This is a genomic window from Rhodoligotrophos sp. CJ14 (assembly GCF_038811545.1).
Classification (GTDB): Bacteria; Pseudomonadota; Alphaproteobacteria; order Rhizobiales; family Im1; genus Rhodoligotrophos; species Rhodoligotrophos ferricapiens.
Genome location: NZ_CP133319.1, coordinates 300,239 through 323,880, shown reverse-complemented (window position 1 = coordinate 323,880; position 23,642 = coordinate 300,239). Strand labels below are relative to the sequence as shown.

Sequence of the window (23,642 nt, the reverse complement as noted above, 5' to 3'; positions counted from 1 at the left end):
TTCATCCTATACCAGCATCATGGTGGGGTCTTCGAGCAGGGACTTGATGACCTGCAGGAATTCTGCCCCGAGCGCACCATCGACAGCGCGATGGTCGGTCGACAGGGTGAGCGACATGACGGTGCGAATGACAATCTCGTCATCGACAATGACCGGCCGCTTCTCGCCCTCCCCCACCGCGAGAATGGTCGCGTGCGGCGGGTTGATCACTGCCGCGAAGTCCTTCACGCCATACATGCCGAGATTGGAGACCGCCGTGGTGCCGCCCTGATATTCCTCGGGCTTGAGCCTGCGGGCCCGCGCGCGGGCGGCATAGTCCTTCATCTCCTGAGAGATGGTCGCGAGCCCCTTCGCCTCCACATTGCGCACGACCGGCGTGATCAGCCCGCCGGGAATGGCAACCGCCACACCCACATCGGACCTGCGATGCTTGAGAAGCCCCTCCTCGGTCCAGGTCACATTGGCATCGGGCACCTGCTGCAGGGCAACGCCGAGCGCTTTGATGACGAAGTCATTGACCGAGATCTTGTAAGCGGGCGACCCCTCCTTGTTCTTCGGCGCGCGCGCGTTCAGGCGGGTACGGGTTTCGAGCAGCGCATCGATGATGACATCCACCGTCAGATAGAAATGCGGGATGGTCTGCTTGGCCTGGGTGAGCCTGCGCGCGATCGTCCGGCGCATGCTGTCATGGGGAACGAGCTCGTAGGAGCCCTCCTCGTACAGCCTGCGGATCTCCGCATCGGACATGCTCGGGACCGCGCTTGACGCTTTTGCGGGAGCCGGTGCGCCAGTGGCCGGCTCGCCCGGAGCCTCGGCGGGCTGCCTTGCGAGGGGGCCTCCGCGGGCGGCAAGCTCGATATCCGCTTTCACGATGCGGCCATGAGGTCCCGATCCCTTGAGGGTTGCAAGGTCAAGGCCGGCTTCCCGGGCGAGGCGGCGCGCCAGAGGTGAGGCAAAGATGCGCTCGTGGCCGTCATGCTCTTGCGGCGCGGCCGCGCTGGGCTTGTTGGGCGCTTCCGCCTTTTCCGGCTGGGAAACGGGTTCTTGCCGCCGCGATTGTGTCGGTGCTGCCGGAGCGCGCGCGCTTGGTTGCGGCTCGCTGCGTTGCGGGGCCGCGGCGGCCGGTTCGGGCTTCGGTGCGGCCTCCGCCTTCCCTTGTCCAGCAACCTCACCAATATCATCCGCGCTCTCACCCTCAGCGATAAGGACCGCGATCGGCGCATTGACCTTTACCCCTTCGGTGCCGGCGGGAACGAGGATCTTGCCCATTGTGCCCTCGTCCACCGCCTCGACCTCCATGGTGGCCTTGTCGGTCTCGATTTCCGCAATCACGTCGCCAGAGGCAACCTTGTCGCCTTCCTTGACGAGCCATTTCGCGAGCTTTCCCTCTTCCATGGTGGGGGAGAGCGCTGGCATGAGAATGGGCGTGGGCATGGGCAGCGTCCTGAGCGAAGAGGGATATCAGCGATAGATGACCTTGTGCACGGCCTCGATCACCTCGTCGACCGAAGGCAGTGCCAGCTTCTCGAGATTGGCAGCATAGGGCATGGGCACGTCCTTGCCATTGACCCGCAGCACCGGGGCGTCCAGCCAGTCGAAGGCCTTGTCCATGAGCTGGGCGGCGATCTCCGAGCCGATCGAGCAGACCGGCCAGCCTTCCTCGACGGTGACACAGCGATTGGTCTTCTTCACGCTGGCAATCACCGTGTCGATATCGAGCGGGCGCAGGCTGCGCAGATCGATCACCTCGGCCTCGATACCATCGGCGCTCAGCTTCTCGGCGGCTTCGAGCGCATATTGCATGCCGATCGAATAGGAAACGAGAGTGACGTCCTTGCCCTGCCTGGCGATGCGCGCCTTGCCGATGGGCAGCACCCAATCATCGAGTTTCGGCACCTCGAAAGCACGGCCATAGAGCAGCTCGTTCTCAAGGAAGACCACAGGATTGGGATCGCGAATGGCGGCTTTGAGCAATCCCTTCGCATCCGCTGCCGTATAGGGCGCGATCACCTTGAGACCGGGGATATGCGCATACCAGGACGAGAAGTCCTGGCTGTGCTGGGCGGCAACGCGCGCGGCTGCGCCATTGGGCCCGCGAAACACCATATGCGCACCCATCTGGCCGCCGGACATGTAAAGGGTCTTCGCCGCGGAATTGATGATCTGGTCCATGGCCTGCATGGCGAAATTGAAGGTCATGAACTCGACGATCGGCTTCAATCCGCCGAAGGCCGCCCCGACCGCGAGGCCCGTGAAGCCATGCTCGGTGATCGGCGTATCGATCACCCGGCGCGCACCGAACTCATCGAGCAGGCCTTGCGTGACCTTATAGGCGCCCTGATATTCGGCGACCTCCTCACCGATGACGAAGACCGTATCATCGGCCCGCATCTCTTCCGCCATCGCATCCCGCAACGCCTCGCGCACGGTCATCGAGACGAGCTCGGTTCCCTCAGGGATCTCGGGATCACCGGCAACTGCCGCTCCAATGCGCGCTTCCCCACCGGGGGCGGCCGGCCGGCCGTGGCTTTCCGCAACGGGGCGTGAGCCCGAGCCCTCGGAGGGTGCCTTTTCCACCACCGCTTCCGGCGAGGCGGTCGACGGCTCATCGGCTGGCTTGGGAGCATCGCGTTCAGGCAGAGGCGCTGATGCATCCTCCCCCTCCGCCACCAGCACGGCGATCGGGGTGTTCACCTTGACGCCCTCGGTGCCGGCGGCCACGAGGATCTTGCCGACGGTCCCTTCATCCACCGCCTCGACCTCCATAGTGGCCTTGTCGGTTTCGATTTCGGCGATGACATCGCCCGATGAGACCTTGTCACCTTCCTTGACCAGCCATTTTGCGAGGGTGCCCTCTTCCATGGTCGGAGAGAGGGCCGGCATCAGAACAGGAATGGGCATGCGGATTATCCTGCCGACAGACAATTGGGGGTGGCGGCTTCAGCGCGGGAGAAATCCGCGCCTGTGTGAGGTTCGATCCTGCGGGGCACCGAAAGGCGGCGAATGCCGGGGCGCGGCATGAGCCTTGGGACAATGCCCGCCCATCGACCCCGCATCAAGCGCTCTCGACATAGACATCCGTCCAAAGCTCCGATGGATCCGGCTCGGGCGCAGATTGCGCAAATTCGGCAGCCTCGGTGACGCGCTCGCGAACCTTGCGGTCGATCTCCTTCAGGTCGTCCTCGGTTGCGAGGCCTTTTTCAAGGAGGCGCTTGCGCACCTGCTCGATCGGGTCATGCTCCTGCCGCATACGCTGCACCTCGTCGCGGGTGCGGTATTTCGCAGGGTCCGACATGGAATGGCCGCGGTAGCGATAGGTGCGCATCTCCAGGATGATCGGCCCCTTGCCCGACCGGCAGTAGTCGACCGCGTAATCGCCAGCCGCCTTCACGGCGCGCACATCCATGCCATCGACCCGCTCGCCGGGAATGCCGAAGGCCGTGCCGCGGAGGCAAAGCTCCTCGGCATGTGCCGCGGCCCGACTGACCGAGGTGCCCATGGCATATTGGTTATTCTCGATGATGTAGACCACCGGCAGCTTCCAGAGGGAGGCCATGTTGAAGCTTTCATAGACCTGGCCCTGGTTCGCGGCACCTTCACCGAAATAGGTGAGCGAGACCGCGTCGGAATTCCGGTATTTATTGGCGAAAGCGAGCCCGGTGCCAATCGGCACCTGGGCGCCGACAATACCATGGCCGCCGAAGAAGGCCTTCTCGCGGCTGAACATATGCATGGAGCCGCCCTTGCCCTTGGAATAGCCGCTGTGGCGGCCGGTGAGTTCGGCCATCACGCCTTTCGGGTCCATGCCGGTTGCCAGCATATGGCCGTGATCGCGATAGGAGGTGATGACCTGATCGCCCGGCTTCAGCGCCATTTGCATGCCGACGACCACGGCCTCCTGGCCGATATAGAGATGGCAGAAGCCGCCGATATAGCCCATGCCATAGAGCTGTCCGGCCTTCTCCTCGAAACGCCGGATCAGAAGCATATCGGTCAGGGCCTGAAGCTCTTGATCCCGGGTGAGGTCAGCAACGCCGAAGGGAGGCTGGGGCTGCGTAGTCTTCGCTGTCCTCGTGCTTCTGGCCGGCTTCCTCGCTTCGCTCTTGGCTTCGCGGGTTGTGCTTGCAGGTTTGGCCTTGCGCGCCACCATCGACATCTCCCAAGCGATAATCGTGGCGAGAGGATAGCGCCTTCGATGCTTCAAAGCTATAGGGATGTAGGCCTGTTCAAATCAGATCAAGCTGCTGATTCTGCTGTATATTTTCAGATTAACTGGATTAAGGTTATTCGGCAAAGGCAGCCACGCCACCGCTGCGGTCGAGGGGAATCGATCGGTCATTCTCGTGAACGAAGCCGAGCAATGCTCGCGCTTCCTCATCGAGCATGTCAGGATCGATACTCTCTGGACGAAGCAAAACGACGCGCCGCTCGAGAGCCAGACGCTGCTCCTTCAGCTGAGCGAGCTCGCCTTCCAGGCGCTCAACCTTAAGCCTGAGCTCAGCCACCCTCTCGACGCCACGGCTGCCGTGGAGGCCATGCCAGGTAAAATATCCCAAGGTGCCGATCGCAGCCAGCATGAACAGGATTGCCGATTTGGATTTGAAACGCATGGCACACAGACGCTGAGGAGGACCAGGTTTCAATACCAGCACAGGGTTAGCAAGCCGTTATCGAGGTGGGGCATGGGATCGACCCTTTACACAATTTTAAGTTGTGCATTCATTCGGCAGCGCATATTTCCCCTTCTCCACCCATACCGCCTTCGTGCTGCCCACGACGATCGAGAGGGGCAGCCTTCAGGTTCGATGAGCGTGGCATTGGCTGTCGTTGAAAGGAAATCAGCATTGCGTTTTTTCAGTATGCGGCGTCCTTGGTGGCGGGCGGATCTTCCTCGAGCACTCGCCCGTCAGTAAATGATGATCATGTCCACCACCTTCCACAGGCCCCACAGGACAACCGCTCTATCCGCGCTACGTCTTTATGAAGGATCATCCCGACCAGAGTGAAAGAATGAAGTCGGCCGCGCCTACCTATGACAAATCGAAAGTGCTGGGGTTGTTTGGCGCGCCACCCTCCTATGACGATGAGAAGTCCTCGAAGGCCTTGTTGCCACCGTCCTACCAAGTGCTTCACTCTCACAATCAGAATAGCGGCGGGCATGGACTGTTTTCCCGTCAGAGCGGACATGGAGGTGGTCTCTGGTCGGAGCCTGCCGGGTCCTCGCACCATGCCGATCATTTCGGACTCTACGGGCAAGGGATGTTGGCGGGTCCTTCGGCTAGCAGCCGCGCTTTCAAGCAGCAAATTCTGGCGTGCCACCGCCGTCGGTGCGAGCGCGGGGCTCGAAACCTAGCGGGCAATATGTCCGCGCTTCACTTGCGGCTGGATGGCAAAATGGGTTTGCCGGCAAATCTCGCTGGTCGCTCGTCGAAAAGTGAACAGATAACAAGTGACAAAATATTAACATGCATAAACCAGGCAGATTTCATAGTAACTGCCCACTGTTTCAAAGGTCTATCGAACCACTTTGAACAGTAAAGCTACCAAACGACTTGATGAAGGTCACATTTAAAAGGAAATTTACGATGTTTTCAGGTAAAAACCCATTTAACTTCCAACTGTCCGACGCCACCCGTGAGATGATGAACAAACCGCTGGATGTGCGAGCGATCGCGAATGCTCATCCTGTTACGGACCACGGCCACAGCGACTTCGCTTATTTCGATCGCAATGCCCACTCTGTGACCCAAACCGCTCATCATAACAATGATGGGCTGTGGGGCCACCGCTGACCGTCTAAACGGATCGCTGGGAAGGGCCGCCACGGATCCTTCCCAGGTTCGCACCTGCCGCCACCCCAAAGCCCCGCCCAATGCGGGTCCGGAGGTCGAGGCGGCGCCATTTCGCCCCGGCATACTCTATTCGTGCAGCCCTAACTCGCGTCGAGGCTCGCAATAGGTGACCGCGGGAACAGTTGTATTGACGAGGTCCACTCTATGCTATTCGGCAGTTCAGGAAGTTATTCCTTTTCCACACATGGCGGAAGCTCACTAGGTACCCCCGGGGCCTATCGGCCCCTGAGCGAGTCGGTCACCGCACCGCGCCCGGCTTTTCACCCGGCGCCGAGTGCGCCTCCGCTAGAATTGGGCTACCATAATCCGCCGCCGGCATATCATACTGGCTCGCTCCGTTTGGAGGAGCCGCCGGCCTATGATGCCCATCATCACGGGGACGGCCTGTGGGGGCGTTGATCTAGGAACATGATAGGCGAAGGGCAGGCCGCCCCTGCCCTTCGCAGTCTTAAGAGCGGGCCTTGAGCACGGAGCGTCCGGCATAGGTTGCGGCCGTCCCGAGCTGCTGTTCAATGCGCAGGAGCTGATTGTATTTCGCCAGCCGATCGCTGCGCGCGAGGGATCCTGTCTTGATCTGTCCGCAATTGGTGGCAACGGCGAGATCGGCAATGGTGTTGTCCTCCGTCTCGCCGGAGCGATGGGACATCACCGCACGATAGGATGCCTTATGCGCGATCTCGACCGCCTCGAGCGTCTCGGTCAAGGTGCCGATCTGGTTGACCTTGACCAGAATGGCATTGGCGGTGCCGGCGGCGATGCCATCGCGCAGACGGGCGGGATTGGTGACGAACAGATCATCGCCCACGAGCTGCACCGTCTCGCCGAGGCGCTTGGTCAGGGCCTGCCAGCCTTCCCAATCGTCTTCAGCCATGCCGTCCTCGATCGAGATGATCGGGAAGCGCGAGACGAGATCGGCGAGATAGTCGGTCATGCCACCGACATCTAGCACCTTCCCCTCGCCTTCCAGATGATAGCGGCCATCCCGATAGAACTCGGTCGAGGCACAGTCGAGTGCCAGGAACACATCATCGCCCGGCTTATAGCCGGCAATCTCGATCGCCCGCATGATGAAGCCGAGGGCCTCCTCGGTCGATGACAGGTCGGGCGCAAATCCGCCCTCATCGCCCACATTGGTGTTGTGGCCGGCGTCCTTCAGCTCCTTGCGCAGCCGGTGGAAGATCTCGGCGCCGGCCCGCAACGCCTCAGAGAAGCTCGGCGCGCCCACGGGCATGATCATGAATTCCTGGATGTCGATGGGATTGTCCGCATGAGCCCCGCCATTCACGATATTCATCATCGGTACGGGCAAGGTGCGCGCCGATGCCCCGCCGACATAGCGATAAAGAGGCAGCCCGCTTGCCTCAGCCGCGGCGCGCGCGACGGCAAGCGACACCCCCAAAATGGCATTGGCGCCCAGGCGGGATTTATTGTCGGTCCCGTCCAGCTCGATCAGCGTACGGTCGATATCGATCTGATCCTCGGCATCGAAATTGGCGATCGCCTCAAAGATCTCCCCATTCACGGCCGCAACCGCCTTGGTGACACCTTTGCCACCATAACGCGCCGCATCGCCGTCGCGAAGCTCGACCGCCTCATGCGCGCCAGTGGATGCGCCTGAGGGAACGGCCGCGCGCCCAAAGGATCCATCCTCAAGAACCACATCGACTTCGACGGTCGGATTTCCGCGGCTATCCAGGATCTCGCGCGCTGTAACATCAATGATGGCGGTCATGGGAACTCCAGCAATTGGGATCGCTCAAGGGGTCTCTATAACGGTGGCGAGTGGATCGGTGAAGGGGAACAGGCCGTGGACCTTGCAAGTTTTGCGCGGGACGTCTGCGCTGCTCCTTTCAGGACGTGCAAGAAGCCGCGGAATGGTCGCATTTTCCCGTCATTGTCACGAACCCCATGGACAAAGAGGTTCAGTGAATGACGTTGATCATCACCAACGGCGACATCGTCGCGGATACGTTGAAGACGGCAGGGATCGCCACCACCATCGTTCCCTGGCGGGACACGCTGGTCGATGGCCCCGTTCCGCTGACGAGCGATCTTGCGACGCTGGATGAGATCCGGGCGGCCTTTCTGAGCGATGCTTTTGCGGTGCCTCTGCACGAGATCGAAGACGAATTCGCTGCGCGTCGCGAACAGCTCGAGGCAATCACGCCGGGACAGCCCGTGGAATTGTGGTTCGAGCATGATCTCTATGATCAGCTCCAGCTCTTTCAAACGCTCGATGCGCTAAACCGCAGGGGGGCGGTGACCAATGTGCATCTCGTTCAGGCCAATGACTATCTGGGGCGCCACGCGGCGGAGACGATCATCCGCTTTGCCGGGGCCAAGCGCAGCCTGACCGAAACCGATTTCGAGATCGCAAGCCAGGTGTGGACTGCCTATTGCAGTTCGACCCCCGAGGCCTGGGCGGCTTTGTCGACGGATCCCGACCTCGCGCGCTTTCCCTTCCTGCGCTCGGCGATGTTGCGCGCGATCGAAGAATTGCCGGGCACCAGGGATGGGCTCAGCCGCACGGAGCGGCGCATGCTGCAGGCGCTTGCGGAAGGCCATACGACACCGCAGTCGTTGTTCCTCGACAATCAGCGCAGCGAGACGGCCGTTTTCCTGGGCGATTGGAGTTTCTGGAGCCGGCTCGACGGACTGTGCTTCACGGCCGAACCGCTGATCGCAGGAATACCCGAGCGCTTCCGTGATATTCATTGCGAGATGTCTGACAGCTTCACACCGGAAATCATGATCCCACAGGCCCCGGATGCCGACCGGCTGAACGCCTATTTCTTCGCGGAGCTCTCGCTCACCGATTTCGGGCGGGCGGTGCTGGAAGGGCAAGCTGATCACGTGGTCGAGAATGAGATAGACCGCTGGTGGGGCGGCACCCATCTGACCAACCAACGCTGCTGGCGGTGGGATGATGCCGCGCAAAGCCTGGTCAGCCCGGCAAGCTGAGCCGAAGGACAAGCCCATCGAGCCGGCATGATGGGGAGCGCCTGACGCTCAGGCCTCCCCCGCCTCATTGGCTTCCCGGGCCGCAGCCTCAGCGTCCCTGCGCTTTTCGATCATGCGCGCCACTTGAACCGAGACCTCGTAGAGGCCGATGAGCGGCAGAGCGAGACCGACCTGGCTGAAGGGATCGGGCGGTGTCAGCACGGCGGCCAGGACAAAGGCTACGACAATGGCATAGCGGCGCTTCGAGCGCAGCGTCTCGGCGCTCAGCAGCCCCACCTTGACAAGCAGGGTGAGGATCACCGGCAGCTGGAAGCACATGCCAAAGGCGAGCATCAGGGTCATGATGAGGTCGAGATACTCGCTCACCTTCGGCAAGAGTTCGATAATGGCATCGCCCCCGCCCATCTGCTGAAAGCTGGCAAAGAATGCCAGCGCCATGGGGAGCACGAAGAAATAGACGAGCCCCGCCCCAAGCAGGAACAGGAAGGGGGTCGCCACGAGGAAGGGCAGAAAGGCCTGGCGCTCGTTCTTATAAAGGCCCGGCGCCACGAACATGTAGATCTGGGAGGCAATCACCGGGAAAGCCAGAAAGACGCCGCCCCAGAGCGCGATCTTCAACTGGGTGAAGAAATATTCCTGCGGCGCCGTATAGATCAGGCGCACCTGGGTTGAATCCCCTACCGCCCATTCATAGGGCCAAATCAGGATGTTGAAGATGGTGGTTGCGAAATAGAAGCAGACCAGGAAGGCGACCAGCAAGCCGAGCAGCGACTTAATCAAGCGCGATCGCAACTCGATCAGATGGTCGAGCAGTGGAGCCTGCGTGGCGTCAATATCGTCTTTGGTCATGGAAACCCGTTCGCCTCAAGCGGTACCTGGTGCGGAGCCCGAATTTGCCGTGACCGGATCAGAAGCTGCCGCGCTGGCCCGGGCTTGCGCGGTCTCGCGCTCCGCTTGTGCTTGTGGCGAGCTTACTGGCGCGACGCTCTCAGGCGGGGATGCGGCCATGGAATTGTCCTGCGCCGTCGCGCTGGCAGGCTCTGCCGTCGTGCCCTGGTAGGTTCCGGTTGCAGCCGTTGCCTGTCCCGGCGCGGCGCTCGCTGCTGGGGTGTTCTCAGCGCCGGTGCTCGCACCTGCGCTACCCGCATCCGTAATGCCGGCAGTCCCCGCTTCGGAAACCCGCGCGAGCGTCGTGGTTACCCCCGCCTGTGTCGCCGGGCTTTGTGCCGAGGTGCCGTCCGTCTCGGTGGATGACTGCGCCGGCCCTAGGGCCTTCTGCTCCACGGTGGTCTTTGCATCGGCCTGTTCGAGAGACGAGGCGATGGTGCGGGCGATGGCGCCGGAGGGCGAGGTCAGGCTGCGGACCTCTTCGAAGCCCTTGCGCACATCTTCAAAGCCCGCCTGGTCGAGCTGACGTTGGAAATCGCCGGCCATGTTGCGCAGCTTGCGCACGAAGCGCCCTAGCCCGCGCAGCATGTCGGGCAGATCCTTGGGCCCGATAACCACGAGCGCCACCGCGGCAATCACCAGGAGTTCGGTCGCACTGATTTCAAACATGTCCTTGCTTACCTTGACGCAGAGCCGTCAGCCAGTGCCACCCGCCGCGCTGTCATATTATCGCGGATCGGCTCTGGCTCCGCAACTCGCAGAGCCCGCTGCGACATGGTGGCATAGGCAAGCCTCCACTCCGGCTCTGCGCAAACCTCACGCGCTGCTTGGGAAGACCAGCACATGCTGGTCGCGGAAGCGCAGCCGGACCCGTTCGCCCTTGCTGACCGCCTGCTCCGCGGGAAGCCTTGCAATCAACGGTGCATCAAGGCCGGCAACCGCAAGGGTGACCAGGTTCACGTCACCGAAGAAGCGCAGATCAGCCACTTGCGCCTGCGGCTCGGCAGCTCGGTCCGCAGATCCCGGTTCGTCCGATGCAAGTTTGATGCCTTGCGGCCTGATGAGCACTTGAGCTGCGGCGCCCTCCGGCAAATTCGTCGCGAAGTGCCCGAGCGCGGTTTCAACGCGTCCGTTTCTGACCGTGCCGATAAGCTCGTTGACATCACTGAAAAAGCGCGCGGTCTGCGCATCTGCCGGGCGGCGATAGAAGGCCTCGGGATGATCGATCTGGATCAATCGGCCTGCACGCAGCAATGCAATGCGGTCGGCAACGCGCATGGCCTCCATGGGATCATGGGTGACAAGCAACGCGCTCGCGCCGATCTCCTTGAGCAACGCCAGCGTCTCGCTGCGCACCGCATCCCGCAGACGCTGATCGAGGCCGGAGAAGGGTTCATCCATGAGAAGGACGCCGGGCTTGGGTGCGATGGCACGCGCAAGAGCCACACGCTGCTGCTCACCTCCCGAGATCTCATGAGGGTAAGCCTTGGCGAAGCTGCGCATGCCGACGCGCTCCAGGGCCAGAAGCGCCTCACGACGGGCGGCATCGCGGCCAAGGCGCTTCAGCCCATAGGCAACATTCTCAAGGATGTTCATATGAGGAAACAGCGCGTAATCTTGGAACATCAGGCCAATGCCACGCTGCTCCGGCGAGATCATCACGCCGGGTCCCGTCAATTCACGTGAGCCCAGCCGGACCGAGCCCGATGTCGGATGCTCGAGCCCCGCGGCTATGCGCAGCAAAGTGGTCTTGCCACAGCCCGAAGGTCCCAGCAGGCAAACGATCTCCTGCGGCGCAAGCGCGAAGGAGACATCGGAAAGAGCCAGAACATCACCGTAAGCGTGGCTCACATGTTCGAAGGTGAGCGCGGCACCTTGGCGGACTGCGCGATCCTCCGGCATTGGGGCTGCGCGTGAACCCGCAGGTTCGCCCCCTCGGATATTGGTGTGCAAGGTCATGGGGCGGACCCTAGCAACTTTCACGCGACTTGACAGATTTTTCGGATGGAGCGGGATGTCGCGCGCTCGCCTTGACCGTGCAAACCTCAAGACTCCTGTGCCAGCTCAAGCTCCAATGCGTGCTCGAAACCATCCTCCAACGGATCCTCGTCTGCAGCCAAGCTGTCTTCTTCACCAGGCAAGGGAATGTCGAAATCGGGCGGAAGCGCGGCATCGAGCAAGCCCGCGCCCTTGAGCTCCGCAAGTCCCGGCAGATCGCTGAGTGAGTTTAGCCCGAAATGAATGAGGAACGTTTCGGTGGTGCCATAGGTGACCGGGCGCCCGGGTGTGCGCCGGCGCCCGCGCATGCGCACCCAGCCAAGCTCCATCAGGGTATCGAGGGTGCCCTTCGAGAGGGAAACGCCGCGGATGTCCTCGATCTCGCCGCGCGTCACTGGCTGGTGATAGGCAATGATGCCAAGAGTTTCCATGGCCGCGCGCGACAGCTTGCGCCGCTCGACGCTCTCCGTCCGCAAGACGTCGGCAAGATCCGGCGCTGAGCGGAATGTCCACTTGCCCGCGACCTGGACAAGATTGATGCCTCGGCCCGCATAAAGTCCCTGCAATTCACCGAGCAAGCCCTGGACATTACACCCCTCGGGCAGGCTGCGGCCAAGATCGGCCGCTGAGACCGGTTCGGTGCTGGTGAAGATCAAGGCTTCCAGAATGCGCAGATGCCGCGTGCGATCGGCGTGGCGAAGATGGGTGACATTGTCGTGATCGCCGGCTTGCTCAAGGGGCAGATCCGGTTTGCAGCGAGACAGGATCATGTCCGAACGACTCCTGGACCCATGGTGGTGGGGCGGGCGCGCATATAGATCGGCGCGAAATGCCCATCCTGGCGCATGTCGATGTGGCCGTCGCGGGCCATTTCGAGGCTGGCGCTGAAGCTCGAGGCCAGCGCGCTGCGCTCCTGGCCCGGGCGGGCCAAATAGCGCAGGAGCAGCGCGTCGAGCCTTGCCCAATCGGCAAGTCCGCCGACAAGGCGCTCGAGCAGGTCGCGCGCTTCCTTGAGCGGAATAATGGCCGGCTGCTTGATGCTGTAGGAGCGGAAGGATGCCGATTTCTGCCGGCGGGTGGCATAGGCCTGCAAGAGATCGAATAAGGTGTCCTCGTGGATCACTCGCGCTGCGCCACTCAGGGTCGCATCCGCGGCGGCAGGCCGGCCGAACACCTCTTCCCCCAGTTTGTCGCGGGCAAAGAGCGCTGCGGTTGCCTCGCGCACCCCCTGCAGACGGCGCAGACGGAAGGCGAGACGCGCGGCCATTTCCTCGGCTGGCAGCTCTTCGTCGGGCTCAGGGTCGGGCAAAAGCAGCCGCGACTTGAGATAGGCAAGCCAAGCGGCCATCACCAGGTAATCGGCGGCGAGCTCCAAGCGCATACGGCGAGCCTGGCCGATGAATTCCAGATACTGTTCCGCAAGATGGAGAACCGAGATGCGCGACAGGTCCACCTTCTGATTGCGCGCCAGCGTGAGCAGCAGATCGAGCGGGCCCTCGAAGCCATCGACGTCGATGATGAGCTGCGGCTCCTGTGCGTGGGAATTGACCGGCTCAACCGCAGAGGGCTGATGGCGCAGCGGGCCCTCGCCATCGGGCCACTCCAGCGCCCTATCGTCTTGCCGAAGCCTATCTACCCCAAGCCTGTCACTCCACGCCAACGCAGATCGTCGCTGCTCATGCGAATCGCACCAGCTTAAACCGATTCGCCCATCATCGCCGCGAGATCCGCAAAGGCTTGGTCCTGATCAAAGGGCGCCGGGGGCTCAAGCCGTGCAAGAGCTGCCCGGGCCCGCCGGAGCGCATCGCCGTCAAGCTTCGGTGCAACAGCAGCAAGCTCGACCATTTCTGCCATGGACCCGTTGCAGTGAAGCCCGACGTCGCAGCCGGCCGCGATGCTCTGCGAGATGCGCTTGCCAAGCGGGCCATCAAGGGCCTGCATGCTGAGATCATCGGTCATCAACAGACCGTCATAGGCAAGCTCGCCCCGGATGATATCGCCGATCATGGTGGGCGAGGTCGTCGCAGGACGGTCCGGATCAAGTGCGGAATAGACCACATGGGCCGTCATGGCCAGTGGCATGTCGGCAAGCGCTTTGAATGGCGCAAAATCGCTGCTTGCAAGCCGCTCACGCGCGGCATCCACGCGCGGCAGGCTCAGATGGCTGTCGACCCCTGCCCGGCCGTGACCTGGCACATGTTTGATGACCGGCAAGACGCCGCCGGCCAGAAGGGCTTCACAGACGACGCGGCCGAGTATGGCCACCGTCTCTGGATCGCTTGCATAGGCTCTGTCGCCGATGACATCATGCGCGCCGGGCACCGGCACATCGAGAACCGGCATGCAGTCGACCGTAATGCCGAGATCATGAAGATCCTTAGCGATCAGGCGGGTCACATTGAAGAGGCAACGACGGGCGCGATCCGGGTCATGGCTGAAGACTGCGCCAAATGGCCTGCCCGCGGGATAACTCGGCCAGTAGGGCGGCTTCAGCCGCTGCACCCGGCCACCTTCCTGGTCGATCAGCACAGGCGCGTCGGCACGGCCGACCGCATCGCGCAAGCTTGATACCAGCGCGCGCACCTGTTCTGGCTCATCGCAATTTCGCTTGAAGAGAATAAAACCCCAGGGATCCACATCGCGAAAAAATCCCTTCTCCTCTGGGGTCAAGACCAATCCCGAGCAGCCGAGGATGAGGGCAGATGCTGTCATTTCAGGGGCTTACAAAGTGACCAATTGAATAGAAGCTGTATTGTCAATGATCGCTATCGTCTATTGCTGGCGGCGCACCAGGCAATCCTTCTCACCGGAGGCGATCAGAGAATTGCAAAGCTGGGATGCACCGTCCTGCGAGGCGATCGGTCCCATGCGCAGCCTATAGAACTTGCCGCGATCTCCAAGATCAGCCTCCTGGATGAAAGGCGAGAGATTGCCGAGCAGTTGTGGAAAGCTCCGCTTGAGCCTGTTGAATTCGGTCGCTGCATCCTGCTGGGTGCGAAATGACGCGAGTTGGATCAGATATTGGCCAGAGGATAGCGCCGTGGGCGTGGGGCCCACCGAGGCAAGCTGCGGGCCTGATTGGCCGGATGGCACGACGGTCGCGCCTTGTGTGGGCGATGTCTCGGCTGGCGTATTCTGTGCCGAGGCAACCCGCCGCTGCGCTGCAGGTTTGGGCTTCGGCAGCGGGGCCGTGGCCGTGCGCTGTCCGGAAGCCGCGCCAAGAGCGCCTGTTTCCTGATCAGGGGCGCCGCTGGCTGAGACATCAGCGTCGGGAGGATCGGACGAGCCCGAAGGATTTGCCCCCTGTCCAGGGATGCGCAAGCCCGCCTCTGATATGTCAGGGGCTATGCCTCCCTCGCCAATGCCCGTGGCTTCGGCCACAACCGGGTTCTCACCCTCTAGCGAGGACTGATTACCCGGCGGCGGTGGAACCGCTGGTGGAAGACCGCCCTGGGTATCGGGCGCGACAGGTGCCGGCTCATTGGGTATGCCCGGGGTCAACGGCTCCTCTTGGCGGGGAACCAGTCGCTCCTCGCCACCGCCCTGCTCATCCCCGAGGATCCGATCATAGATCAGCTTGGTCTGACGGGGCACGACTGGCTGCTGGGCACCCTCTTCCGGCTGAATCTTCGCCGGCTCGGTCGGCGCCGCGATCACTGGCGGTGTATCGGAAATGCTCAGTGTGCTCGGGCTGCGCAGGAGATAGAGCGCAAGGCCGATCACCGCAATGGCGCCCAACGCCGTTGCGCCGAGATAGATGGGCATGCGCCCTTCCAGAAAAGACGGCTTCTCCAGCCGTCCCTCATAATCCCGGTAGGCTTCCTGATATTCCGCAGCACTCGGCCGCCGGCCACCTGAGCGGACCGATGGGGTTTCATCCTCCTCGCCATCGGCATAGCGCAGCTCGCGCGCATGGGCGCCCTGATAGGCTCCATCCCGCGTGGCCGCTCGTGCGCCGTAACCATTCAGCTCCGCATCGCCGTCGAATGCAGTGCGCCTCGCACTGTCATTTGACCGTGACGGAGCAGCCGGATCGGCTTCGTCCTTCTCACGCTGCATGAGCCGCGCGGCGGGTCCACGGCTCACCGCCGGCCATTCGACCGGCCCTTCACCCGTCTGGCGGCGCGCCACGGGCGAAACTTGCGGCTTGCGGTTGCGATCTGCGAGCTCATCAAAATTTGCAGGTGCGGCCTGGCGCGGCTGACTGGGCCGGGCGAGGCGCGGATCAACCGAAGCTCCGGGAATGCTGCTAGGGCCAGGAGCCTGCCTTCCGGCAGGCGCGTTCAGGCCTGAAGGCGCATTCGGCCCTGAAGGCGCGCTCGAGGGAACGCGCGCATCCGGCTGGCTTGATATTCGCGGCTCACGCCTCGACAGATCGGCGATCGGCGCTTCGGCTCGAGGCCCTTCGCCGCGACCCGCAAGCTGCTCGCCTGGCGCGCCAAGACGTGGGGCAACGCTATTCTCTCCTGCCCCGAGGCCGGCTCCGGCCTTCGTGCTGCGGACGATTTCCGGCCCATCTGCAACGACCGCCGAGACATCCGTCAGGGACACATCAGCTGCCTCATCCTCCGTCGCATCCGACAAGGTGGCGGAATATTGATCGACAGGTGCGGGGCTCGGCCGCTGGAAGCGCAGGAAATCCGACCGGCCAAAGCTCACAGCGCGGCCAGATGGATCGCCTGCCTTCTCGTCGATCGCATTGACCCGCAATGCGGGCTCCGGCGGCTTGGCCGCGGGAGGGGCATCCTGAGCCGACCGCGCACCGACCAGACGTGAAATGTCAGGGCGTGGCATGGGCCGCGCCTCCTCACGGACGGGTTGGGAAGGCTCACGACTTGCCACGGGTGGCCGCAATTCGGGATGAAGACGAGGCGGAGGGGTGCCCTCTTTCGCACCCGGCCTCATGCCCTCGTCTGCAGCATCCCTTGCATGCTCCGCGGGGTCATCCTTCATGCCCTGGTGGTTCGGGGTCTCATTCGCCTTGTCGGGCGTTGAGTGTGCGACGCCCCTGCCCTCCGGTGCAGCCTCCACATTGGAGCCGAGCCGCGAGAGCGAACCCCGCAACATGGGCTCAAGGCGCGGCATGGGCGAGACCGGGCGCGAAACTGCCGCGGGACGCGGTGGCTGAGCCGCAGCGGGCGCTGGCATTTCGGGCTCGTTGTGGTGAGGCTCCGCCGGCCGCGCAACACGCGGCTGCAACGGTTCACGCAATTGGCGGGCTGCGGACGCACTGGGCGGTGCAGGTGGTGACATCTGCGGCTCGCGCCGGATCTCATCGCCAGCTTCCGAGGAGGTCGCAGGGGCAAATCCGGATGGAGGTGTTTGCGGGCCTTCGCTCGATTGTCCGAAGGATGGGCGCAAAGACGGAACGGCATCGCCCACAGCCGGGCGCCCGGGCACGGGCGGCCCACCGGGCACCTGTCCAGTCTGCAGTTGTGGTGCCGTCCTATCGAGTGCCGGAGGCCGCGGCGCGCTCGGATTGATATCCCCCCTCGCGAGAGAGGGGGCCCGGGGAGGCGACAGTTCCGGCCGCTCTGGCCGCAATCCTGCGCGCTCGGCACCATGAGCCGGATCAGCCGGAGCCGGGCGTGGCACATTGGTTTGCGGACGGACCGAGAGCCGAGGATCGCGCGGCTCTGCCAAAGGCGGGCGTGGTTCAAACCTGCGCGTTAGGGGCTCCAGAGGTGGCGTTGGCCGCGACGGTGCAGCCGCTTCTTCCTCTCCACCTGTCCCCCGCACGGGAAAATCACGCGTAATCCGCGGCGGTGTGTGCGGGTCAGACTGACCCGAGCGCACCGTGTCCGAATTCAAACCAAGACGCTCCCGCCAACTCGGCCGATCTCGGCGCGTTGCATCATTCCTATTGTCGTTGTCATCCATAAGGGACGTCCGCCCGTCACATCTCCATCACCGGTTTGACACCGATGACACTCAAACCGTTCTGCAGAACATACCTAATCGCGCGAAGCATTGCGAGCCGCGCGTAAGTAGCGTGGGTATTTTGTACAATAATGAACCGCAATTGCGGCAACTCTTTGCCGCGATTCCATAATCCATGAAAATCGCTCGCGAGATCATACAGATAATGTGCGATTCGGTGCGGCTCATGCGCGGACACCGCCCCCTGGAAGATCCGCGGATATTCAGCAAGCCGCTTAATGATTGCCAGTTCAGCCTCGTCGGTCAACACGGAAAGGTCACTTTGCGCGAGTTTTTCGTCGCTCAGATCCGCGCCTCCGAGATCGGCCTCCGCGTTGCGAAACACGGAGCAAATGCGCGCATGGGCATACTGAACATAGAAAACCGGATTATCCCGGGATTGCTCCGTGACCTTCTCGAAATCGAAATCGAGCGGTGCGTCATTCTTGCGATAGAGCATCATAAAGCGCACGACATCTGGTCCGACCTCGTCCACCACATCGCGCAAGGTCACGAATTCTCCAGAACGCTTCGACATGCGCACCGGCTCGCCGCCGCGGAACAGCTTGACGAGCTGGCAAAGCCGCACCACCACCCGGGCCTGATCCCCGGCAATTGCCCGCCCGACCGCTTCGAGGCGCTTCACATAGCCGCTGTGATCTGCGCCGAGCACATAGACCATCTCCTTGAAGCCGCGCCTGAATTTCGAGCGAAAATAAGCAACGTCCGCTGCGAAATAGGTGTAGCTGCCATCGGATTTCTGCAGTGGCCGGTCGATATCATCGCCGAAGTCTGAGGCGCGGAACAAGAGCTGCTCGCGATCTTCCCAATCCTCGGGCGGCTGGCCCTTCGGCGGCGGCAGGCGGCCCTCATAGACAAGGCCCCGCGCGCCCAGTTCCGCGATCATTTCGGCGATATCGCCGTCATGGAGGGATGCTTCCGAGAAAAATTCCTCATGGCGTATATTGAGCGCCGCGAGATCATCCCGGATCATGTCCATCATGGCATTGATGGTGAAGGGGCGGATAATGGCGAGCGCATCTGCTTCCGACTTCTGAAGCAGCGTGCGGCCATATTTCTCAGCCAAGGCCGTGCCGACCGGCTTGAGATAGCTGCCGGGATAGAGCCCGGCCGGGATCTCGCCGATATCTTCGCCAAGCGCCTCCTGGTAGCGCAAGAAAGCTGACCGCGCGAGCACATCGACCTGCGCGCCGGCATCGTTGATGTAATATTCGCGGGTGACGTCGTAGCCTGCGGCCGCCAGGAGATTGGCGAGGGCATCGCCGAAGACCGCACCGCGGCAATGGCCCACATGCAGGGGCCCCGTCGGATTGGCCGAGACATATTCGACATTGACCTTTTCGCCGCGGCCGAGATTGCCGGCACCAAAGCGCGTGCCGTCCTCCAGAATGGCTTTGATGACAACCGGCCAAAAGGAGGGCTTAAGGCGCAGATTGACGAATCCGGGGCCTGCCACCTCAGCGCTGGCGACGCCATCCTCGCCCTGCAGCTCAAGGGCAAGATCAGTGGCGATCTCGCGGGGTTTTCGTCCAGTAGGCTTGGCCAGAATCAGTGCGGCGTTGGTCGACACATCGCCATGGGAAGGATCGCGCGGCGGCTCCACCACGATCCGGGACAGATCCATGCCCTCGGGCAAGCGACCGCGCTGCGTCAGCCGACCGATGGCGGCGCCGATGACCTGCTCGAAATGCGCGAAGACATTCATCCCGCAATGTGCTCCTGAACAACCAAGCCAGTGTTTAACAGACGGGACATTCCCGAAGCATTAAGCACTTAACAATGGAAACCGCCGACTAACGGAAAAGCGGGTCGAGGTCAAACAGCCTGCGGTGCTGATCCAGAGCAAAACGGTCGGTCATCCCGGCGATGAAGTCACAAATGCGGCGCGCCTTCTTATCTTCAGCCAGATCGGCGAAGTCGGCGCGCCATTCCTTGGGCATGAGGCTCGGATCCTGCCTGTAACTGTCGAACAGCTCACGCATCACCCGCTGGGCACGCTCCATGATGCGCATCACCTTCTCGTGGCGATACATGCGCCTGAAAAGGAATGCCTGAAGAATGCGGTTATGCTCGGCAAGTTGCGCAGAGAGGCTGATCAGCGGCTCACCGAGCAGGCGCACCTCGTCGGCGGATGCCGGGGCCAGGCGCTTGGCCCGCTTCAGAGAACAGGTGGTGACATCCTCGATCATGATCGAGATCACGCGCCGCACCGTCTCGTGGATGAGACGGGGCCGCTCGAGATTGGGATATTGCGCGACCACCTTCGAGAGCACCTCGCCCACGAGGGGAATATCCCCGAGATCGATGATATCGAACAGCCGTGCCCGCAGGCCGTCGTCAATGTCATGGGCGTTATAGGCGATGTCATCGGCGATCGCCGCAACCTGCGCTTCCGCCGAGGCATAGGTGTCAAGCGCCAGAGCGTGAGCACCGGCAAAGTCGAGAATCGCCTGGGGCAGTCGCTTGTCTCGATAAGGACCGATCGGTGCACCGTCGCGCCCGAGCAGCGGCCCATTATGCTTGATCAGGCCTTCAAGTGATTCCCAGGTGAGGTTGAGCCCATCGAACTCGGCATAATGCCGCTCGAGCCGGGTGACGATGCGCAAGGCTTGCGCATTGTGATCGAACCCCCCGAATTGCGCCATGCACGCATCGAGGGCGCGCTCGCCCGCATGCCCAAAAGGGGTGTGGCCGAGATCATGAGCGAGTGCCAGCGCCTCGGTGAGATCCTCGTCTAGGGCCAGCCGGCGGGCGATCGAGCGGGCAATCTGCGCGACTTCAAGGCTGTGGGTGAGCCTGGTGCGAAAATGATCACCCTCGTGATAAACAAAGACCTGGGTCTTGTCCTTCAGCCGGCGAAAGGCGGTCGAGTGCAGGACCCTGTCCCGGTCCCGTTGGAACGGCGTCCGGTGCGGCTGTTCGGGTTCCGCCACGAAGCGGCCGCGGCTTTGATCCGCCCGGCATGCGAAAGGCGCAAGATTGTCTCTCAGGAACCAGCCTCCCTTGCTGACATAGCGGGGCGATTGACCGCAACTCCTCCCGCCCCTAAATATCGGTCACCGGATACGAATCCAAGAATGATCGAGTGGAACTGCATGGCTGAGCCGATCACTGTCACCGAACGCGCCGCCAACCGGATCAACGAGATCGTGGCGGCAGAGGATCACCCTAAGGCCCTCAGGGTCAGTGTCTCGGGCGGAGGCTGCTCCGGCTTCCAGTATGAATTCGCCCTCGACGACACGAAACAGGACGATGACATAGAGGTGGTGCGCAATGGTGCCACGGTTCGGGTCGATTCGACCTCGATACTTTATATGATCGGGTCCGAAATCGACTATGTCGATGATCTGATCGGCGCGACGTTCAAAATCAATAACCCTCAGGCCACCTCCTCGTGCGGCTGCGGGACGAGCTTTTCCATCTGAAACGGCCTGACTCGTGCTTGAAATCTTCGTGGATGCGGACGCATGCCCGGTGAAAGCCGAGGTCGAGCGCGTCGCGACCAGGCATGGGCTCAAGATTCATCTGGTCAGCAATAGCGGCATGCGCCCGACCGGCAATCCGCTCGTTCACAATGTGGTGGTCAGTGACGGCGCGGATGCGGCCGATGATTGGATCGCCCAGCATGTGGGCCCGGGGGATCTCGTGATCACAGCCGATATTCCCCTCGCCTCCCGCAGTCTCGATAAAGGCGCGCGGGTGATCGGACCCAAGGGAAAGACATTCACCGCGCAGAATATCGGCATGGCGCTCGCAACCCGTGCCCTCCTGCAGCATCACCGGGAGGCCGAAGGCACGCAGACCTTCAATGCCGGGTTTGGCCCGCGCGATCGGTCCAACTTCCTCAACGTGCTGGAAAACGAGATCCAGGCGATCAAACGCAGCCGATGATCTACTGATCGGGGCAGGAGAGATCGCCGCCCGGACATTTGCGCTGTCGTTCGAGCTGCACGATACGGTCCTTGGTCAGTTCGGTTCGGCACATGGCGACGACCATCGGCCAGATCGAACCGCCTTGGTCCTGCGGGCCGCCGGCCCGGGCAATGCATTCCTTGTCGCGGAAGGTGACCCAAGCGCGCTGGGCGTCGCGCACATAGCCCTGCCCGGCGGAATCGAGCTTGTGCACGAGCTCCTTATAGATCGTGTTGAGTTCGGCATCGGCAGCGGAGAGCTGCTTGGCTGCGCACTGGTTCATCTCCATCTGGCTCGAGGCATTGGCGCAATCGTTTCCCGCCCCCTGCCCCTGTGCCCCGGCCGGCAGAATGAGCAAGCCGGCGATCGTCATCATCAGCAAATCCAAACGCATTGGGCTTTACATCCTAAACACACCGAATCGCGTCTCTAGAATAGGCGCATTGAGTGTCGCCGATAAGGCAAGGCCCAAGACCATACGGGTTTCCGCCGGCGCGATGATGCCGTCATCCCAGAGATGCGCCGTGGCGTGGTAAGGATGCCCCTCGCGCTCATATTGATCGCGGATGGGCTGCTTGAATAAGTCCTCTTCCTCCGGTGACCAGGTCTTGCCCTCCGCTTCCAGATTATCGCGCCGCACTTGGGCGAGCACGGAGGCTGCCTGCTCGCCGCCCATCACAGAGATCCGCGCATTGGGCCACATGAACAAAAACCGGGGCGAATAGGCTCTGCCGCACATGCCATAATTGCCAGCGCCGAAGGATCCGCCAACGATCACGGTGATCTTGGGCACTTGCGCACAGGCGACCGCCGTGACGAGCTTGGCGCCGTCCTTGGCAATGCCGCCGGCCTCATAGCGTTGGCCCACCATGAAGCCCGAGATATTCTGCAGGAACAGCAAGGGAATGCGCCGTTGGCAGCAGAGCTCGATGAAATGCGCCCCCTTCTGCGCCGACTCGGAATAGAGGATGCCGTTATTGCCGATGATGCCCACCGGGATCCCCCAGATATGGGCAAAGCCGGTGACGAGAGTGGTGCCGAAGAGCGCCTTCCATTCATCGAAGACGGACCCATCGACCAGGCGCGCGATCACCTCGCGAATGTCATATTGAACGGAGAGGTTCTGCGGGACGATGCCGTCGATCTCTTCCGGGTTATAGAGGGGCTCGATGGGTTCACGCAGAGCGATATCGACCTGCTTGCGGCGGTTGAGGCCGGCGACGATCGAGCGCACGATGGCCAGCGCGTGGCGGTCATCAAGGGCATAATGATCGGCAACCCCGGATTGACGAGCATGGATATCGGCACCCCCCAGCTCTTCGGCCGAGACCACTTCGCCGGTTGCGGCCTTCACCAAAGGCGGGCCGCCGAGGAAAATGGTGCCCTGGCGCCGGACGATGACCGTTTCGTCCGACATGGCGGGCACATAGGCCCCGCCCGCAGTGCAGGAGCCCATCACGCAGGCGATCTGCGGGATGCCCGCGGCCGACATATTGGCCTGGTTATAGAAGATGCGGCCGAAATGCTCGCGATCGGGGAAGACATCGGTCTGATTGGGCAGGTTGGCGCCGCCGGAATCCACGAGATAGATGCAGGGTAGCCGATTTTGCAGGGCAATTTCCTGGGCGCGCAGATGCTTCTTGACCGTGATGGGATAGTAGGTGCCGCCCTTGATCGTCGCGTCATTGCAGACGATCATGCATTCGCGGCCCTCGATGCGGCCGATGCCGGTGATGAGGCCAGCGCCATGAATATCACCGCCGTAGAGGCCGTAAGCGGCAAGGCTCGACAGCTCCAGAAAGGGCGAGCCGGGGTCGATCAGCTGCATCACCCGGTCGCGCGGCAGGAGCTTGCCGCGGGCGACGTGTCGGTCGCGCGCCTTCTGAGGGCCACCTTGTGCGGCCTCCGCCCGCTTGGCGGCAAGATCGGCCACCAGTTCGGCCATGGCCGCGGCATTGGCCTTGAATTCCGGTGAGCTGGTGGACAGGCCCGAGCGAAGCGTCGCCATCAAGTCTCCTCCTCTGCCGCTGGCCTCATATGCCGGCGCGTTCCCTCACCCGGCCGCCTTGCGGCTGCCACCCTCCCTGGTTC

The 23,642-nt window shown here is 62.4% G+C and carries 20 protein-coding genes; 4 read left to right on the top strand and 16 right to left on the bottom strand.

Translation table 11 applies throughout. From position 1 onward, the window contains the following. Positions 1–6: 6 nt before the first annotated feature. The 4 genes from RCF49_RS01540 to RCF49_RS01525 form a co-directional block, all read right to left on the bottom strand. On the bottom strand, positions 7–1,434 hold the full coding sequence (locus RCF49_RS01540) for a pyruvate dehydrogenase complex dihydrolipoamide acetyltransferase (RefSeq protein WP_342642289.1): 1,428 nt from the start codon (positions 1,432–1,434) through the stop codon (positions 7–9). Between the two features lie 27 nt (positions 1,435–1,461). Then, complete coding sequence (locus tag RCF49_RS01535; RefSeq protein ID WP_342642288.1) at positions 1,462–2,901, bottom strand: pyruvate dehydrogenase complex E1 component subunit beta; 1,440 nt, start codon at positions 2,899–2,901, stop codon at positions 1,462–1,464. 154 nt (positions 2,902–3,055) lie between these two features. Next, positions 3,056–4,150 carry a pyruvate dehydrogenase (acetyl-transferring) E1 component subunit alpha gene (gene pdhA / locus RCF49_RS01530; RefSeq protein WP_342642287.1) on the bottom strand — a complete coding sequence of 365 codons (1,095 nt, stop codon included), beginning with the start codon at positions 4,148–4,150 and terminating at the stop codon, positions 3,056–3,058. A 133-nt stretch (positions 4,151–4,283) separates the two neighbouring features. Then, positions 4,284–4,610: an FtsB family cell division protein gene (locus RCF49_RS01525; RefSeq protein ID WP_342642286.1), complete on the bottom strand. Its 327-nt coding sequence runs from the start codon at positions 4,608–4,610 to the stop codon at positions 4,284–4,286. 975 nt (positions 4,611–5,585) lie between these two features. On the opposite strand from RCF49_RS01525, the gene RCF49_RS01520 reads away from it, so the two are divergent. Further along, entirely contained in the window at positions 5,586–5,792 is a 207-nt protein-coding gene (locus RCF49_RS01520) for a hypothetical protein (protein WP_342642285.1), read from the top strand. A 508-nt stretch (positions 5,793–6,300) separates the two neighbouring features. On the opposite strand, the gene eno is transcribed toward RCF49_RS01520, so the two are convergent. Further along, positions 6,301–7,584 (bottom strand): phosphopyruvate hydratase, encoded by a 1,284-nt coding sequence (gene eno, locus RCF49_RS01515; RefSeq protein ID WP_342642284.1) that lies wholly within the window; start codon positions 7,582–7,584, stop codon positions 6,301–6,303. Between the two features lie 197 nt (positions 7,585–7,781). Here eno and RCF49_RS01510 point away from each other — a divergent pair, with 197 nt between their 5' ends. Further along, complete coding sequence (locus RCF49_RS01510; RefSeq protein ID WP_342642283.1) at positions 7,782–8,813, top strand: DUF1835 domain-containing protein; 1,032 nt, start codon at positions 7,782–7,784, stop codon at positions 8,811–8,813. 48 nt (positions 8,814–8,861) lie between these two features. Here the strand turns inward: RCF49_RS01510 and tatC are convergent, their stop codons facing one another. From tatC to RCF49_RS01465, 9 genes are all read right to left on the bottom strand, one after another. Next, a complete protein-coding gene (gene tatC / locus RCF49_RS01505) occupies positions 8,862–9,662 on the bottom strand; it encodes a twin-arginine translocase subunit TatC (RefSeq protein WP_342642282.1) in 801 nt (266 codons plus the stop codon). Positions 9,663–9,677: 15 nt separating this feature from the next. Next, positions 9,678–10,370 (bottom strand): Sec-independent protein translocase protein TatB, encoded by a 693-nt coding sequence (tatB, locus tag RCF49_RS01500; RefSeq protein ID WP_342642281.1) that lies wholly within the window; start codon positions 10,368–10,370, stop codon positions 9,678–9,680. Between the two features lie 147 nt (positions 10,371–10,517). Then, entirely contained in the window at positions 10,518–11,603 is a 1,086-nt protein-coding gene (locus RCF49_RS01495) for an ABC transporter ATP-binding protein (RefSeq protein WP_342642280.1), read from the bottom strand. A 143-nt stretch (positions 11,604–11,746) separates the two neighbouring features. Beyond that, complete coding sequence (gene scpB / locus RCF49_RS01490) at positions 11,747–12,469, bottom strand: SMC-Scp complex subunit ScpB (RefSeq protein ID WP_342642279.1); 723 nt, start codon at positions 12,467–12,469, stop codon at positions 11,747–11,749. Then, positions 12,466–13,359 (bottom strand): segregation and condensation protein A, encoded by an 894-nt coding sequence (locus RCF49_RS01485; protein ID WP_342642278.1) that lies wholly within the window; start codon positions 13,357–13,359, stop codon positions 12,466–12,468. The genes scpB and RCF49_RS01485 overlap by 4 nt, the downstream gene beginning before the upstream one ends. Before the next feature lie 35 nt (positions 13,360–13,394). Then, positions 13,395–14,411: a beta-N-acetylhexosaminidase gene (nagZ, locus tag RCF49_RS01480; RefSeq protein ID WP_342642277.1), complete on the bottom strand. Its 1,017-nt coding sequence runs from the start codon at positions 14,409–14,411 to the stop codon at positions 13,395–13,397. A 60-nt stretch (positions 14,412–14,471) separates the two neighbouring features. Then, positions 14,472–16,847, bottom strand: a complete 2,376-nt coding sequence (locus RCF49_RS01475; protein ID WP_342642276.1) for an SPOR domain-containing protein — start codon at positions 16,845–16,847, stop codon at positions 14,472–14,474. A gap of 748 nt (positions 16,848–17,595) precedes the next feature. Continuing rightward, entirely contained in the window at positions 17,596–19,344 is a 1,749-nt protein-coding gene (argS, locus tag RCF49_RS01470; protein ID WP_342642275.1) for an arginine--tRNA ligase, read from the bottom strand. Between the two features lie 88 nt (positions 19,345–19,432). Further along, positions 19,433–20,629 carry a deoxyguanosinetriphosphate triphosphohydrolase gene (locus RCF49_RS01465; RefSeq protein WP_342644279.1) on the bottom strand — a complete coding sequence of 399 codons (1,197 nt, stop codon included), beginning with the start codon at positions 20,627–20,629 and terminating at the stop codon, positions 19,433–19,435. Between the two features lie 87 nt (positions 20,630–20,716). Between RCF49_RS01465 and erpA the strand changes: the two genes are divergently transcribed. Together erpA and RCF49_RS01455 are read left to right on the top strand one after the other, a co-directional pair. Further along, positions 20,717–21,064: an iron-sulfur cluster insertion protein ErpA gene (gene erpA, locus RCF49_RS01460; RefSeq protein WP_342642274.1), complete on the top strand. Its 348-nt coding sequence runs from the start codon at positions 20,717–20,719 to the stop codon at positions 21,062–21,064. Between the two features lie 13 nt (positions 21,065–21,077). Beyond that, positions 21,078–21,530, top strand: a complete 453-nt coding sequence (locus RCF49_RS01455) for a YaiI/YqxD family protein (RefSeq protein ID WP_342642273.1) — start codon at positions 21,078–21,080, stop codon at positions 21,528–21,530. A gap of 1 nt (position 21,531) precedes the next feature. Here RCF49_RS01455 and RCF49_RS01450 read toward each other — a convergent pair whose 3' ends face one another. Together RCF49_RS01450 and RCF49_RS01445 are read right to left on the bottom strand one after the other, a co-directional pair. Continuing rightward, complete coding sequence (locus tag RCF49_RS01450) at positions 21,532–21,945, bottom strand: lysozyme inhibitor LprI family protein (RefSeq protein ID WP_342642272.1); 414 nt, start codon at positions 21,943–21,945, stop codon at positions 21,532–21,534. Between the two features lie 6 nt (positions 21,946–21,951). Continuing rightward, positions 21,952–23,559 (bottom strand): carboxyl transferase domain-containing protein, encoded by a 1,608-nt coding sequence (locus RCF49_RS01445; protein WP_342642271.1) that lies wholly within the window; start codon positions 23,557–23,559, stop codon positions 21,952–21,954. Positions 23,560–23,642 lie beyond the last annotated feature (83 nt).

Bases quoted from the DNA above. Each gene is read 5' to 3' on its own strand.
- RCF49_RS01535 (WP_342642288.1), bottom strand. From the start codon at position 2,901: ATGCCCATTCCTGTTCTGATGCCGGCCCTCTCTCCGACCATGGAAGAG.
- RCF49_RS01495 (WP_342642280.1), bottom strand. From the start codon at position 11,603: ATGCCGGAGGATCGCGCAGTCCGCCAAGGTGCCGCGCTCACCTTCGAA.
- RCF49_RS01445 (WP_342642271.1), bottom strand. From the start codon at position 23,559: ATGGCGACGCTTCGCTCGGGCCTGTCCACCAGCTCACCGGAATTCAAG.
- RCF49_RS01450 (WP_342642272.1), bottom strand. From the start codon at position 21,945: ATGCGTTTGGATTTGCTGATGATGACGATCGCCGGCTTGCTCATTCTG.
- erpA (WP_342642274.1), top strand. From the start codon at position 20,717: ATGATCGAGTGGAACTGCATGGCTGAGCCGATCACTGTCACCGAACGC.
- RCF49_RS01525 (WP_342642286.1), bottom strand. From the start codon at position 4,610: ATGCGTTTCAAATCCAAATCGGCAATCCTGTTCATGCTGGCTGCGATC.
- RCF49_RS01510 (WP_342642283.1), top strand. From the start codon at position 7,782: ATGACGTTGATCATCACCAACGGCGACATCGTCGCGGATACGTTGAAG.
- pdhA (WP_342642287.1), bottom strand. From the start codon at position 4,150: ATGGTGGCGCGCAAGGCCAAACCTGCAAGCACAACCCGCGAAGCCAAG.
- tatB (WP_342642281.1), bottom strand. From the start codon at position 10,370: ATGTTTGAAATCAGTGCGACCGAACTCCTGGTGATTGCCGCGGTGGCG.
- tatC (WP_342642282.1), bottom strand. From the start codon at position 9,662: ATGACCAAAGACGATATTGACGCCACGCAGGCTCCACTGCTCGACCAT.
- nagZ (WP_342642277.1), bottom strand. From the start codon at position 14,411: ATGACAGCATCTGCCCTCATCCTCGGCTGCTCGGGATTGGTCTTGACC.
- scpB (WP_342642279.1), bottom strand. From the start codon at position 12,469: ATGATCCTGTCTCGCTGCAAACCGGATCTGCCCCTTGAGCAAGCCGGC.
- argS (WP_342642275.1), bottom strand. From the start codon at position 19,344: ATGAATGTCTTCGCGCATTTCGAGCAGGTCATCGGCGCCGCCATCGGT.
- eno (WP_342642284.1), bottom strand. From the start codon at position 7,584: ATGACCGCCATCATTGATGTTACAGCGCGCGAGATCCTGGATAGCCGC.
- RCF49_RS01540 (WP_342642289.1), bottom strand. From the start codon at position 1,434: ATGCCCACGCCCATTCTCATGCCAGCGCTCTCCCCCACCATGGAAGAG.
- RCF49_RS01475 (WP_342642276.1), bottom strand. From the start codon at position 16,847: ATGCCAGCGCCCGCTGCGGCTCAGCCACCGCGTCCCGCGGCAGTTTCG.
- RCF49_RS01520 (WP_342642285.1), top strand. From the start codon at position 5,586: ATGTTTTCAGGTAAAAACCCATTTAACTTCCAACTGTCCGACGCCACC.